Source organism: Achromobacter sp. PD1 (assembly GCF_048541815.1).
GTDB classification, from domain to species: Bacteria; Pseudomonadota; Gammaproteobacteria; order Burkholderiales; family Burkholderiaceae_B; genus Achromobacter; species Achromobacter bronchisepticus_A.
The window spans coordinates 4585200-4598088 of the sequence record NZ_CP183349.1 but is presented as its reverse complement, the minus strand read 5'-3'; the positions used below and the strand labels follow the sequence as shown (position 1 = coordinate 4598088).

The 12889-nt window shown below is 66.6% G+C and carries 12 protein-coding genes; 6 read left to right on the top strand and 6 right to left on the bottom strand.

Going from position 1 to position 12889, the window contains the following annotated elements; translation table 11 throughout:
* Nucleotides 1-14: 14 nt before the first annotated feature.
* Nucleotides 15-1118 carry a GTP 3',8-cyclase MoaA gene (gene moaA / locus ACM1PE_RS21665; RefSeq protein ID WP_059377934.1) on the top strand — a complete coding sequence of 368 codons (1104 nt, stop codon included), beginning with the start codon at nt 15-17 and terminating at the stop codon, nt 1116-1118.
* A 58-nt stretch (nt 1119-1176) separates the two neighbouring features.
* Complete coding sequence (gene mobA, locus ACM1PE_RS21660) at nt 1177-1725, top strand: molybdenum cofactor guanylyltransferase MobA (protein ID WP_059377964.1); 549 nt, start codon at nt 1177-1179, stop codon at nt 1723-1725.
* Here mobA and glp read toward each other — a convergent pair.
* The 5 genes from glp to moaC are packed head-to-tail and all read right to left on the bottom strand — an operon-like array spanning nt 1710 to nt 4647.
* Nucleotides 1710-2915: a gephyrin-like molybdotransferase Glp gene (glp, locus tag ACM1PE_RS21655; RefSeq protein ID WP_419340884.1), complete on the bottom strand. Its 1206-nt coding sequence runs from the start codon at nt 2913-2915 to the stop codon at nt 1710-1712. The genes mobA and glp overlap by 16 nt on opposite strands.
* A gap of 3 nt (nt 2916-2918) precedes the next feature.
* Entirely contained in the window at nt 2919-3440 is a 522-nt protein-coding gene (gene moaB, locus ACM1PE_RS21650) for a molybdenum cofactor biosynthesis protein B (RefSeq protein ID WP_054451576.1), read from the bottom strand.
* Between the two features lie 13 nt (nt 3441-3453).
* Nucleotides 3454-3921 carry a molybdenum cofactor biosynthesis protein MoaE gene (locus ACM1PE_RS21645; RefSeq protein ID WP_059377938.1) on the bottom strand — a complete coding sequence of 156 codons (468 nt, stop codon included), beginning with the start codon at nt 3919-3921 and terminating at the stop codon, nt 3454-3456.
* 5 nt (nt 3922-3926) lie between these two features.
* Nucleotides 3927-4178: a MoaD/ThiS family protein gene (locus ACM1PE_RS21640; RefSeq protein ID WP_059377940.1), complete on the bottom strand. Its 252-nt coding sequence runs from the start codon at nt 4176-4178 to the stop codon at nt 3927-3929.
* Entirely contained in the window at nt 4159-4647 is a 489-nt protein-coding gene (gene moaC / locus ACM1PE_RS21635; RefSeq protein ID WP_042794830.1) for a cyclic pyranopterin monophosphate synthase MoaC, read from the bottom strand. Before moaC ends, ACM1PE_RS21640 begins: the two co-directional genes overlap by 20 nt.
* A 170-nt stretch (nt 4648-4817) precedes the next feature.
* Between moaC and ACM1PE_RS21630 the strand changes: the two genes are divergently transcribed.
* The 3 genes from ACM1PE_RS21630 (at nt 4818) to ACM1PE_RS21620 (ending at nt 11546) form a co-directional block, all read left to right on the top strand.
* On the top strand, nt 4818-8456 hold the full coding sequence (locus ACM1PE_RS21630; protein ID WP_419340883.1) for a DUF748 domain-containing protein: 3639 nt from the start codon (nt 4818-4820) through the stop codon (nt 8454-8456).
* Between the two features lie 63 nt (nt 8457-8519).
* Nucleotides 8520-9398, top strand: coding sequence for a dienelactone hydrolase family protein (locus ACM1PE_RS21625; RefSeq protein WP_419340882.1), 879 nt, complete (start codon nt 8520-8522; stop codon nt 9396-9398).
* Between the two features lie 967 nt (nt 9399-10365).
* Nucleotides 10366-11546 (top strand): IS3 family transposase gene (locus tag ACM1PE_RS21620; protein ID WP_419340881.1). Its coding sequence is split into 2 segments (ribosomal slippage): nt 10366-10621 and nt 10621-11546, totalling 1182 coding nucleotides; the frame shifts between segments, so codons are not numbered across the junction.
* A gap of 97 nt (nt 11547-11643) precedes the next feature.
* On the opposite strand, the gene ACM1PE_RS21615 is transcribed toward ACM1PE_RS21620, so the two are convergent.
* Nucleotides 11644-12066, bottom strand: coding sequence for a hypothetical protein (locus ACM1PE_RS21615; RefSeq protein WP_118933850.1), 423 nt, complete (start codon nt 12064-12066; stop codon nt 11644-11646).
* A 245-nt stretch (nt 12067-12311) separates the two neighbouring features.
* Here ACM1PE_RS21615 and ACM1PE_RS21610 point away from each other — a divergent pair, with 245 nt between their 5' ends.
* Nucleotides 12312-12815, top strand: coding sequence for a peroxiredoxin (locus ACM1PE_RS21610; RefSeq protein WP_054451571.1), 504 nt, complete (start codon nt 12312-12314; stop codon nt 12813-12815).
* The last annotated feature ends 74 nt before the right edge of the window (nt 12816-12889 follow it).

The window sequence follows — 12889 nt, the reverse complement described above, 5'->3', positions numbered from 1 at the left end:
GATATGATGCTCCCATGAGCAAAGTGATCTTTCTTGCCGATCGCCGCAGCGGGCCGCTGGCCCCGCTGGCGCCCGGCGAACTGCCGCCGCACGGACAGCCCGCGCTGGATCAGCGCGCGCGTCCCCTGCGCGACTTGCGGATCTCGGTCACGGACCGCTGCAACTTCCGCTGCACCTACTGCATGCCGCGCGAGGTCTTCGACAGCAGCTACACCTTCATGCCGCATTCGGCGCTGCTGTCGTTCGAGGAAATCAGCCGCCTGGCCGGCATCTTCACGCAACTGGGCGTGGAGAAGATCCGCCTGACCGGCGGCGAGCCGCTGCTGCGCAAGCATATCGAGAACCTGGTGGGCCAGTTGGCCGACCTGCGCACCCCCGCCGGCCGTCCGCTGGACCTGACCCTGACCACCAACGGCAGCATGCTGGCGCGCAAGGCCGCGGCCCTCAAGAGCGCCGGCCTTACGCGCGTCACCGTCAGCCTGGACGCGCTGGACCCGGCCATGTTCCAGGGCATGAGCGACAGCGGCTTCACGCCCGACGACGTGCTGCAAGGCGTGGACGCCGCGGCCGAGGCCGGACTTGCGCCGGTCAAGGTCAACATGGTGGTGCGGCGCGGCCTGAACGACGGGCAGATCCTGCCCATGGCCGAACGCTTCCGCCATTCCGGCCACATCCTGCGCTTCATCGAATACATGGACGTGGGCAATACCAACGGCTGGAATCTTGCCGAAGTGGTGCCCAGCCAGGAAGTGCTGGACCGCATCGGCGCGGCCTATCCGCTGGAACCCGTGGCCAGCGGCGAAATGGGCCGCGTGGCCGAACGCTGGCGCTACCTGGACGGCGGCGGCGAGATCGGCGTCATCTCCAGCGTCACGCACGCCTTCTGCGGCGGCTGTACGCGCGCGCGCCTGTCGCCGGAAGGCAAGCTCTTCCTGTGCCTGTTCGCGCACGACGGCTACGACCTGCGCGCGCCGCTGCGCGACGGCGCCAGCGATGCCGAGCTCGCCGCCATCATCGCGGGCATCTGGGCGGGGCGCAACGACCATTATTCCGAGCTGCGCGGCCGCAACATGGCTGATCCTGCGCGCAAGATCGAGATGAGCTACATCGGTGGCTGAAGCGCCTGCCAGCAAGGGAATTGCGGGGCTGATCCTGGCGGGCGGCCAGGGCGCGCGCATGCACGGGCAGGACAAGGGCCTGGTCGTGCTGCGCGGCGAACCCATGGTGGCGCACGTGGCGCGCCGCCTGGCGCCGCAGGTGTCGCGCCTGATCGTCAGCGCCAACCGTCATCTGGATCTTTATGCCCGCTACGGCGACGTCGTGCGGGACGGCGAAGCCGATCTGGGCGCCTGGCAAGGGCCGCTGCTGGGCATAGCCGCGGGCTTGGCGGCCGCGCAGCGGGAGGCCTGGCTGGTGGTGGCGCCTTGCGACACGCCGTTCCTGCCCGCGGATCTGGCGGCGCGCCTGGTGCGCGCGGCCGAGTCGGCCAATGCGCCCATGGCCTATGCGGTGGCGGACGGACAGCGCCATTCGGCCTGCATGGCCTTGCGCACGTCGCTATTGCCCGATCTGCTGGCGTACCTGCGGGCCGGGGACCGCAAGGTGGGGCTGTGGCAGGCGAGAACGGGCGCGGTCGAAGCCTGCTTCGATGACGCGCCCGATGCCTTCATGAACGTCAACACGCCAGATGAACTGGCGCGGGCCGAGCGCTACGCCAGCCAGTGACGCAGGTCGTAGTAGGCGACCCGGTCCTTGTCCTGCACTTGCACGTCGGCCGGCAGGCGCGCCAGACCCGTCGCCCAGGGCAGCGAGCTGATCACGCCGGAACCCTGATGGCCGTAGGGCACCAGTTCCGCGCTGCCGTCCTCGGCCAGGCGGCGCTGCACGCGCAGGAATTCCTCGCGGCCGTCCTGGCGCGGATGCTCGGTGCGCAGGGGCAGCAGGCTGGTCGGCGGGAACAGCGTGTCGCGGCCCTGCATGCGGCGCATCAGCGGCGTCACCAGCAGGGTGAACACGGCGTAGGCCGATACGGGGTTGCCGGGCAGGCCGACCACGGGCTTGCCGTCGATCTGCGCCAGCGCCACCGGCTTGCCCGGCTTCATGCGCACCTTCCATAGCGCCAGTTCGCCGCCCAGCGAGGCCAGCGCGGGCTTGACCAGATCGCGTTCGCCCACCGACACGCCGCCCACGCTCACCACCAGGTCGCAATCGGCCAGCAGCGTCTTGAAGGCGGCCTGCAGGTCGGCCTCGGTGTCGCGGGCGTGCAGCACGTGCACAGGCAGGGCGCCCATGCCGCGCGCCAGCGCGGCCAGCATGGGGCCGTTGGAGTTGTAGATCTGCTCGGCCGCGCGCGGCTGGCCGGGCAGCACCAGCTCATCGCCGGTGGTCAGGATGCCCACGCGCAACTGGCCGACGACCCGCACGCGGGCCAGGCCTTGCGAAGCCATCAGCGCCACGTGGGCGGCTTCAAGTACGGTGCCCGCGGCCAGCAGCGGCGCGCCGGCCATGGTGTCTTCGCCGCGGCGGCGGATGTGCTGACCGGGCTTGGGCGCGCGCGAGATTTCCACCTGGCCGTCGGCTTCGGCGGTGTCTTCCTGCATCACAACCGTATCCGCGCCTTCCGGGATCAGGCTGCCGGTGAACAGGCGGATGGCGTGGCCGGGCTTGAGCGGTTCCGGCATTTCCCCCGCGTAGCAGCGCTGCTGGATGGGCAGGCGCACGCCGGCGCCCCAGTCGGCCACGCGCAACGCGTAGCCGTCCATGGCGCTGTTGTCGGCGGGCGGTATGTCCACGGTGGCGGTGAGATCGGCGGCCAGCACGCGGTCGGCGGCATCGGCCAGGCTCACCTCTTCGCTGCGTTGCAGCGGCCCTGCGGCATTGGCCAGCAGGGTCTGGGCTTGATCAAAATCCAGCATGGGTCAGTTGTCTTCTTCGCGTTGCTTGAAATGGGTGGCGAAATTGCAGGGGCGGTGGCTGCTGTCCAGCTGCTCGCGGATGATCTGCGCCCAAGCGGTTTCGCAGGCGTTGTTGGAACCGGGCAGGCAGAAGATCAGCGTCTGGTTGGCCGAGCCGGCAAAGGCGCGCGACTGGATGGTGGAGCTGCCGATTTCGGTGTAGGAGATCTGGCGGAACAGTTCGCCGAAGCCGGGGATTTCACGGTCCAGCAGGGGCATGATGGCCTCGGGCGTGTGGTCGCGATGCGAGAAGCCCGTGCCGCCCGTGGTCAGGATCACCTGCACTTCGGGATCGGCGATCCAGTCGCTCATGATGCGGCGGATCTGGTAGATGTCGTCCTTGACGATGTCGCGGCGCACGCACTGGTGGCCGGCATGCGCAAGGCTGTGGGCCAGCAGATTGCCGGAAGTGTCGTCGCCCGCGCTGCGGGTGTCGCTGACCGTCAGTACGGCGCAGGCCAGCGAAACAAGGCTTTCGTCGCTCATGGATTCTCCTCTTCTAGACGGTGGTGTCTTCATCCCAGGACTGCGTGCGGTCCTGGTCGGATTGGCGTTGCTCCACCCAGAAGCTGCTGCCGCCCGCGAGGGTCTCGCGCTTCCAGAAGGGCGCGCGCGTCTTGAGCGCGTCGATGATGTATTCGCAGCCGCGGAAGGCGTCGCCGCGATGGGCGCTGGCCGCCGCCACGAAGACGATCTGGGCGTTGCGATGCAGCGCGCCCACCCGGTGCACGATGACCGTGCCGGCCAGGTTCCAGCGCGCGCGGGCGGTCGCGGCGATCTCTTCCAGCTCGCGTTCGCACATGCCCGGATAGTGTTCGAGAAAGAGCGTATCGGTGGGCGTGTCGGGCGCGTAGTCGCGCACATAGCCCACGAACGTGACGATGCCGCCCACGCCCGGGCCGGCGCTCTCACGCAGCGCGGCCGTGAGCGCGGCGCCGTCGAAGTCGGCTTCCTGGACGCTGATCATGGCGTTCAACCTCCGGTGACGGGTTCGAATACCGCGACCTCGTCGCCCGCCCGGATGGGCGCGGACGGCTTGGCGTGGGTCTGGTTGATGGCCAGCTTCAGGCGCGCGGAGGGCGCCAGCTGGGGGTAGCGTTCGCCCAGCGCGGCAAGCAGCTGCGCGCCGGTGGACTCGCCTTCCAGGGGCCAGGCTTCGGAGCGCTTGCCGACCAGTTCGGCCACGCGCGCGAAGTAGAGAAGATTAATCGTTGCGCCATTCACCGCTTTTTCCTCCTGCCTTGTACTTAAGGCGAACTTGCTCGATGACGATGCCCTTGTCGGCAGCCTTGCACATGTCGTAGATGGTCAGCGCGGCGACGCTGCAGGCCATCATGGCTTCCATTTCCACGCCGGTCTTGTAGCTGGTGCGGCAGGTGGCCAGCACGTCGATGCGGTGTTCGGCGTCGTCCAGCGCGAACTCGACGCCGACGAAGGCCAGCGGCAGGCTGTGGCACAGCGGAATGGTGTCGGCGCAGCGCTTGGCGGCCAGGATGGCGGCGACGCGGGCGGTGTTGAGGACTTCGCCCTTGCCCTGGCCCGGCTGGGTCAGGAGGCCATAGGCGACGGCGTTCATGCGCACGCTGGCGGTGGCGATCGCCACGCGCTCGGTGTCCGTCTTGGCGATGACGTCGACCATGCGGACCTGCCCGGCTTCATCCAGGTGGCTCAAGGTTGGGGTGGGCGTGGACATGGGAATCGGGAGCGATAATTGTTAATGATTGAAAAGGGCGGTCCCGGCTGGCCGGATCGGCCCATCGATACGCCTATGATAGACGAGCGGTGCAGGGGGCGCGATAATCGCGCCTGTAGTCATTAGAAGGACGGAAACGCTCGTCCTTCACACGTATCAGGAGACGCGCAATGCCCTTGCGGATGCCCAAACTTCGGTTAACCCGCCGGGTCGGCAAGATTCTTCTGGGTATTGCGGCATTCGTACTGGTCCTTTTCGGGGTTGCCGCCTGGCAAGTCCCCAAAGTGCTGCACAACGTCTTGGTGCAGGACGTCTCCAAGATGATCGGGCGGGACGTTTCCGTCGGCGACATCAGCTTCAATCCTTTCACGCTGACGGTCCGCGCGCGCGACCTGGCCGTGGCCCAGCCCGATTCGCAGACGCCGCTCTTGACGCTGGCCGAGCTGGACGTCAGCGCGGCCTGGACCTCCCTGTTCTGGTTTGCGCCGGTCGTCGATCGAATGACGCTGCGCGAGCCTAACATCGCCATCGTCCGCGAGGACGTCACGCGCTTCAATTTTTCTGATATTCAGCAACGAGTGGCCGAATTGACGGCCGCCCAGCCCGAGGAACCGCCCAAGCCGGACGCAGGGCTGCCGCGCTTCTCGCTGAATAACATGGTGATCGAGAACGGCACGATCACGCTGGATGACAAGGTCACCGGCCGCAAGCAGGTGGTCGACGAGCTGGGCGTGGGCGTGCCGTTCATCTCCACCTTCGGCTACGCCACCGACATCGACGTGCAGCCGCGCGTGCATCTGCGCATCAACGGCAGCCCCTTCGATCTGAACGGCGTGGCGCGCCCCTTCGACAAGGTGCCTTCGTCCACGCTGCGGGTGGCCTTCAATGGCCTGCAGCTGGAAAAGTGGGCGGACGTCTGGCCCATGCCGCTGCCGTTCAAGGTGGAAAGCGCGCTGCTGGATTCCAACCTGCAAGTGGTGTTCGAGCAGCCCAAGGACGCGCCGCCCAAGATCCGCGTGGTCGGCGACCTGGGCCTGCGGCGGCTGGACCTGCGCGACACCGCCGGGGCAAATCTCGCCGCCTGGAGCGCGCTGACCGTCACCCGCCTGGAGCTGGAACCCATTGCGCGCCACGCCTATGTGGGCGAGGTGGGCCTGTGGGCGCCGCAGATCCACGTGCGCCGCTACGCCAATGCCAACCTGAACTGGCTGGACGTGGTTGCCGGGTTGAAACGATTGGGCGGCGTGGAGCCGACCGCCACGCCGGTGGCCGACAAGCTGCGCAAGGCCAGCGGCCTGAATCCCGCCAAAGCGGACGGCAAGGCTGGCACGGCCGCTGCGCCGGCCCAGGGCGCGCCGGCTGCAACGGCGGACGCCGCCGCCAAGGGCGCTGCGCCAGCGGCAGCCGCCGCGGCCCCTGTCGCCGCGGGATCGCCCGCCGCGGGATCGCCCGCCGCGGGGTCGCCCGCCGCCCCTTCCGCCACGGCTGCTGCGGCAGGAACGCCAGCCGCGGACGCCGCCGCGCCCCAGCCTGCGCCTGCACCCGCGCCCGCCGAATGGAAGGTCGAGCTGGACGCCTTCAATCTGCACGAAGGCGAGGTCTATGTCACCGACGCGGTCAGCAAGCTGGACTACGTGATGACCGGCCTGGCCGCGACGGTCGAGGGCGTGGCCCTGCCGCAGGTGTCCGGCCAGCCCATCAATTTGTGGCTGACCATGGACAACAGCACCGACGGCGGCTGGCTGCGCGCCAAGGGGCCGCTGGTCCTGAAGCCGCTGTCGCTGGAACTGGGCGTGCGCCTGGGCAACATCGCGCTGGCGCCCCTGGCGCCGGCCGTGCGCAATGCGGCGCCGATCACGTTGCTGGACGGCCGCCTGGCCGCCAGCGCGCAGGTCCACGTGAAGGAAACGAACGGCGCGGTGGACGCATCGGCCAGCGCCGTGCAGGCCGACCTGACGCAATTCAAGGCCCGCGACGAATCCCTCAAGCCCGCCCTGGACATCGCGCTGCAAAGCCTGCGCGTGACCGCGGACCGCCTGGCCATGGGTCCGGGCCAGAGCAATTTCACCTTGGCCGCCGCCGGCATCCAGGGCAATGGCAAGCTCGATCTCAAGGGCGCATTCACGCCGCAGCCGCTGACGGTGAAAACCTCGGTGGACCTGTCGGAACTGAATGTCGCGTCCTTTGCGCCCTATGCGGCCTCCAGCCTGAATGCCACGGTGCGCGCCATCACGCTGGGCGCCAAGGGCAATGCGGAGTTTGCCGCCGCGGCTGGCTCGGCGCCGATGAAGGCCAGCTGGAAGGGCGGCGTCGAAGTCACCGGCGTGGACCTGCAGGACCGCGTCAACAAGGATGACTTCCTGAACTGGAAGCGCCTGGGCTTTACCGGCATGGATATCTCGGTGGCCGGCGACAAGATCGGCGCCAAGCTGGGCGATATCGCGCTCGAGGATTTCTACGGCCGCGTGCTGCTCAATGCGCAAGGCCGCCTGAACGTCATGGACCTGGTGGCGGCTCCCGGCCAGGCCGGCGGCTCCATCACCCAGGACACGCAGACCCCCGGCCGCAGCGCCGCGCCGCCACCCGCGGCGCCCGCCGCCAAGGGGGGCGGGGGCATGCCGGACATCTCGGTGAACAGCGTCACCTTGAACCGCGGCCGCATGACCTTCACGGACCGCTTCGTCAAGCCCAACTACGTGGCCGAGCTGTCCAGCATCGAAGGCTCGATCACGGCGGTGTCGTCCACCAATCCCCAGCCCGCCAAGGTCAAGGTCACCGGCCGCGTCTACACCACCGCGCCGCTGTCGATCAGCGGCGTGGTGCAGCCTTTCGCCAAGTACCTGTCGCTGGACCTGAAGGCCTCGGCCAAGGGCGTGGACCTGCCGCGCTTCAACACCTATTCGGCCAAGTACGTGGGCTACCCGATCAAGCGCGGCAAGCTCTCGGTGGACCTGGAATACAAGATCAAGGACCGTGCGCTACAGGCCACCAACCACGTGGTGCTGAACCAGCTGACTTTCGGCGACAAGACCAACAGCCCCGACGCGACCAAGCTGCCGGTGCTGCTGGCCGTGGCCTTGCTGAAGGACTCGCGCGGCAACATCGACATCAACCTGCCGATTTCCGGCTCGCTGGACGATCCGGAGTTCTCGGTGGGCGGCATCGTGGTGCGCGTGCTGCTGAACCTGGTGGTCAAGGCGGTTACGTCGCCCTTCAGCCTGCTGGCCTCGGCCTTTGGCGGCGGCGAGGAGCTGTCGTACGTGGAATTCGCGCCGGGCAGCGCGGCGCTGACCGAGGACAGCCTGCAACGCATCGACACGCTGACCAAGGCGTTGACGGACCGTCCGGCGCTGAAGATGGACATCAGCGGCCGCGCCGATCCCAAGACCGACATGGAAGGCCTGCGCCAGGCCTGGGTCGACGCCAAGATCCGCGCCGCCAAGGCCGCCGCCACCACGCCGCGCGGCAAGAAGCCGAACCCGGCGGGCGTCGAGGTCTCTGGCGCGGAGCGTGCCAAGTATCTGGAAGAGGTCTACGACGACACGGACATCAAGGACAAGCCTCGCAATTTCATCGGCATGTCCAAGTCAGTGCCGGCGGCGCAGATGGAGGAGATGCTGCGCAGCGTGGCGCCGGTGGGCGACGAGCAGTTGCGCCAACTGGCCGATGCGCGCGCGCAGGCGGTGTATGAGAAGCTGCAAGCCCAGGAAGGACTCGCGGATCGCGTGTTCATCGTTGCGCCGCAACTGGACGCGGATGGCATCAAGGACGAGGGGCAACCCTCGCGCGTGGACTTCTCCCTGAAGTGAACCAGGCTGGTCCGGGAGGCGGCGCCCAGCCGCCCCTGCCAGCTTTTTGCCAGGAGATTCTCGATGAATGACCAGGACGCGCACTTCGACAGCCTGCTTCCGCCCTTGCGGCTGAACCGGCGGGGTTTCATGGCCACCACGGTGGCGACGGGGTTTTCGCTGGCGGCCGGCCAGGCCGTGGCGCAGACGACGATCACCACGGACGCCAGCGGCCTCGTGGCCGGCAAGGTGGACATCCCGGTCAAGGACGGCAAGATGCCGGCATACCGCGCGGCGCCCAAGGGCAAGAAGGACTTGCCCACGGTGCTGGTGGTGTCGGAGATTTTCGGGGTGCACGAGTACATCCAGGACGTGTGCCGGCGGCTGGCCCACCAGGGCTATCTGGCCATTGCGCCCGAACTTTTCGCGCGCCAGGGCGATCCGTCCAAATACACCGAGATCCCCAAGCTGCAGGCGGAAATCATCGGCAAGGTCCCGGACGCTCAGGTGATGACCGACCTGGATTCGACCGCGGCCTGGGCCACGTCCAACGGCGGCAATCCGGACCGGCTGGGCATCGTGGGTTTCTGCTGGGGCGGTCGCCAGGTATGGCTGTACGCGGCCCACAACCCGAAGCTCAAGGCCGGCGCGGCCTGGTACGGCCAACTGGGCGGGCAGCCTTCGGAACTGAAGCCCAAATCGGTGCTGAGCCAGGTGAATGACCTGAAGGCGAAGGTGCTGGGGGCTTATGGCGGCAAGGACGCCGGGATTTCGATGGCCGACGTGGACAAGATGCGGCTGGAGCTGGCGCAGGGGCCGGCGGCGGCGAAGGCTTCACGGATCGATGTGTATCCGGACGCGCCGCATGCGTTTCATGCGGATTATCGGCCTTCTTATCGGAAGGCTGAGGCGGAGCAGGCTTGGACGCGGATGTTGGATTGGTTCAAGCAGAACGGGCTTTGATCTTCGTAGGTTCGTTTGGGTCTTCTTGGACGCTATGGGTTCGCACGAGTCTTCGTAGGTTCCCCGAGTCTTCGTAGGTCGCCCGAGTCTTCGTAGGTCACCCGTCGTCGCGGGCGGCGTGGCGGCTCGCGCCCACGATTGCGGTCCGGAGCGTTCGCTCCGGACTGGCCTCGGCGGCCCCCCCCCCGTCGTCATCTTCGTCAAGGCCTGCGGCCTTTCCTTCAGATTCCCTCGGGCGCATCGAGGTTGCGAGCCGCCACGCCGCCCGCGCCGACGGGCTACGTGCGTCTTGGCTTGTTGCGCTGCTGGAGCCGTGGTCGGGGGCGAGTTTTGGGCGCCCGTATTAATCGGCCGCGCGGGCGGCCGATTAATACATACGTCATCGTTTTAAGTGTGATGGTGATCGCTGGAGCGCATGCGCCGATTGGATTTCTTCTGGCGTCGCCGTCAAGGGGGGAGGGGTGGTGATGGGTGGCGCGCGGCGGGCAGCTGTTTGCGCATGAAGACCAGTACGCGCGCCACCCATCCGGCATTGGAGTTCAAGTGGCGATTGACCTGCCAACGCGCTTTGATGGGCCGTCACGAAAAATTGCCCGTGACATCCAAGAGCGCTCCTCACCAGCGCGCAGCGCCATCGGGAATCGCAAGACACCGCGTAAGCCCCCAGAGGCCGCCCGCGCGGCCGGCCGGGGGCGGGCCCCGCAAGATCCATCGCCATACCCCAACGGCGGCGAGAACCCTAAGCACACCGTTCGTCCCAGCTGACGTCAAGTTTCAAATGACGGAGCCTGGCGCGGCGCGGGCCTGGGGTGCGCGGGGCGTCGATAAGCCCGACGGAATCCGAAGGCAGCCGCCGTAGGCGGCAACGAGGATGAGGACGGGGAAGTCCGGAGCGAACGCTCCGGACCGCAATGTAGTGGTCTAATTTTGGTAGACACCCAGATAGGTTGAACCTAGGAGGTGGGTCATGACCAAGATTAGAAGACGCGTGTTTACCGCCGAGTTCAAGCTGGAAGCTGTTCGGATGGTCAAGGACAAGGGTTTCAGCGTGCCCGAGGTCTGCGCCTCAGTGGGGATTGGCGAGACAGCGTTACGGCGCTGGCTGGTTCAGTACGAGGCGGACCTACTGGGCAAGCGGGGACCAGGCAAGCCAATCACCCCTGAGCAACAGCGCATCCGAGAGCTAGAGATCGAGCTTCGGCAAGCGAAGTTGGACAACGAACTCTTAAAAAAAGCCTCGGCCTTCTTTGCCCGCGAGCTCAAGTGAGCTTTGCCCTGGTGGCGCATTTGCAACGGAAGGCCTATCACGTTAGCCACATCTGCCGGGTGCTCGGCGTAAGCCGCTCTGGCTACTACGCCCGGTGCACCAGGCGGGTGCAACCGAAGGCGTTGCGTGAACAGATTCATGTGGCAGCGGCCTTTAGGGCTAGCGGATCCACTTATGGCAGCCGTCGTATCTCCCATGCGCTACGAGCCCAAGGAATCATAGTTGGACGGCATCGGGTGCGCACTCTGATGCGCCAAGCGCAACTGCGTCCAGTATGGAAGCGCCGGTTCGTCGTGACCACTGTGGCTGGCCTAGGTAAGCCGGTGTTCAAGAATGTCCTGGACCGGCAGTTTGACGTGGACCAACCCAATCTCGCCTGGGTGTCCTATGTGACCTATATCCAGACGACCCAGGGCTGGCTTTACTTGGCAGCCGTCCTGGACCTTTACTCACGCCGCGTGGTCGGCTGGGCAACGGCACCCACCACGCATACGCCTCTGGTTAGGCAGGCCCTGGAGATGGCGATCCGCCAGCGTCATCCCGCCCGAGGGCTGTTACTCCACTCGGATCGGGGCTTCCAATACGCCAGCGCGGAGTATCAAGCCGTGCTAACGCAGCACGGTATCCAATGCAGCATGAGCCGCAAAGGTGACTGCTGGGATAACGCCGTCATGGAACGCTTCTTCCTCAGCCTGAAAGTCGAATGCCTGTGGAAGAACCGTTATGCCACTCGTGCCGAAGCACAGCACGACATCCAGGACTACATAGAGAACTTCTACAACCCCCAGCGGCTGCACTCCAAGTTGGGCTATCGGGCGCCGGCTGCGTATGAACGCAGCCAAGCCCCAAAACTACCTATGCAGGTGTCCACTAAAACTTGACCACTACACAATCGTTGCCCCGCGCGCCCCAGGCCCGCGCCGCGTCAGGCGTCTCAAGAACACAACGGTCGCCCATCAAGCCATCACCCATCAAAACCTACTGCGCCTTCTCCCCCGGCAACCCATCACTAACCTCAGCCAACGCCCTCTTCATCTCCTCATACTCCATCACCCTCTCGTTCTGAAACCCGCCCAGCACCCCCCGGCACCCATCCACTCCCGAGCGCTTCATCTCTTCCATCATCGCCGTCCCCTGGCCCTGTCCTTTCTGGAACAGCCCGTCATACCCGCCCGAAGAAAAGCCATATTCCTGCGCATACTGCAGCAGGTTCTTGCGGGCCGTGGCCTGGTGCTGGGCCAGGTCGGGTTCGGACGCCCCGCAGGCGCGGGCGGCGCCGTTGGAGGCGCCGGCGGCGATGACGAAGGAGTCGTATTGGGCCTGTTCGGCGGCATCGGGAGCCGCCCAGGCCGTGGTGGCCGAGGCCAGCGTCAGGGCCAGGCCGGTCAAGATCTTGCGCATCGATGAATCTCCGCTAGATGCCCGCCAGCCGGCAGCGCGGCGTGCGCGGGCGGTGATTGCAACCACAACATTATGGCAATCAGCCGTTTCGAGCCCGTGTAGCCATGGTGTGGAGTCGTTTCAGACTGTGCATCTTTCTTTCCCGGACGCCGGCTGGCCAGCAAGGCGGCCGCGCAGGAACTATGATGGAGCCTGTGGGGCGCTCCTGCCCCAGTGCATTGTCCCTATTCCTCCTGGAGATCTACATGACGATCAAAGTCGGCGATCGCGTGCCGGACGGCACCCTGACCGAATTCATCGAAACCGAAACCGCCGGCTGCTCGCTGGGTCCCAACGCGTTCCAGGTCGCCGACCTGACCCGCGGCAAGACCATCGCGTTGTTCGCCCTGCCGGGCGCCTTCACGCCCACCTGCTCGGCCAAGCATCTGCCGGGCTATGTGGAACAGGCCGCGGCCCTGAAGGCCAAGGGCGTCGATGAAATCTGGTGCGTGTCGGTCAATGACGCGTTCGTCATGGGCGCCTGGGGCCGCGAGCAGAAGACCGAAGGCAAGGTCCGCATGCTGGCCGACGGTTCCGCCCTGTGGACCAAGGAACTGGGCCTGGAGCTGGACCTGATCCAGCGCGGCATGGGCGTGCGCTCGCAGCGCTACTCTGCCCTGATCGTCGATGGCGTGGTCAAGCAGCTGAACGTCGAGGGCCCCGGCAAGTTCGAAGTCAGCGACGCCGCCACGATGCTGTCGCAAGTCTGATCCCACGCAGTTCCTGTTTTACCGCTTAGCGCAGCGGGCCGCTTTCGCGGCCTGTTGCGTTGCCGCCAGCAGCG

Coding starts and splice junctions, on each gene's coding strand:
- moaA (WP_059377934.1), top strand. CDS start 15: ATGAGCAAAGTGATCTTTCTTGCCGATCGCCGCAGCGGGCCGCTGGCC.
- mobA (WP_059377964.1), top strand. CDS start 1,177: ATGCACGGGCAGGACAAGGGCCTGGTCGTGCTGCGCGGCGAACCCATG.
- glp (WP_419340884.1), bottom strand. CDS start 2,915: ATGCTGGATTTTGATCAAGCCCAGACCCTGCTGGCCAATGCCGCAGGG.
- moaB (WP_054451576.1), bottom strand. CDS start 3,440: ATGAGCGACGAAAGCCTTGTTTCGCTGGCCTGCGCCGTACTGACGGTC.
- ACM1PE_RS21645 (WP_059377938.1), bottom strand. CDS start 3,921: ATGATCAGCGTCCAGGAAGCCGACTTCGACGGCGCCGCGCTCACGGCC.
- moaC (WP_042794830.1), bottom strand. CDS start 4,647: ATGTCCACGCCCACCCCAACCTTGAGCCACCTGGATGAAGCCGGGCAG.
- ACM1PE_RS21630 (WP_419340883.1), top strand. CDS start 4,818: ATGCCCTTGCGGATGCCCAAACTTCGGTTAACCCGCCGGGTCGGCAAG.
- ACM1PE_RS21625 (WP_419340882.1), top strand. CDS start 8,520: ATGAATGACCAGGACGCGCACTTCGACAGCCTGCTTCCGCCCTTGCGG.
- ACM1PE_RS21615 (WP_118933850.1), bottom strand. CDS start 12,066: ATGCGCAAGATCTTGACCGGCCTGGCCCTGACGCTGGCCTCGGCCACC.
- ACM1PE_RS21610 (WP_054451571.1), top strand. CDS start 12,312: ATGACGATCAAAGTCGGCGATCGCGTGCCGGACGGCACCCTGACCGAA.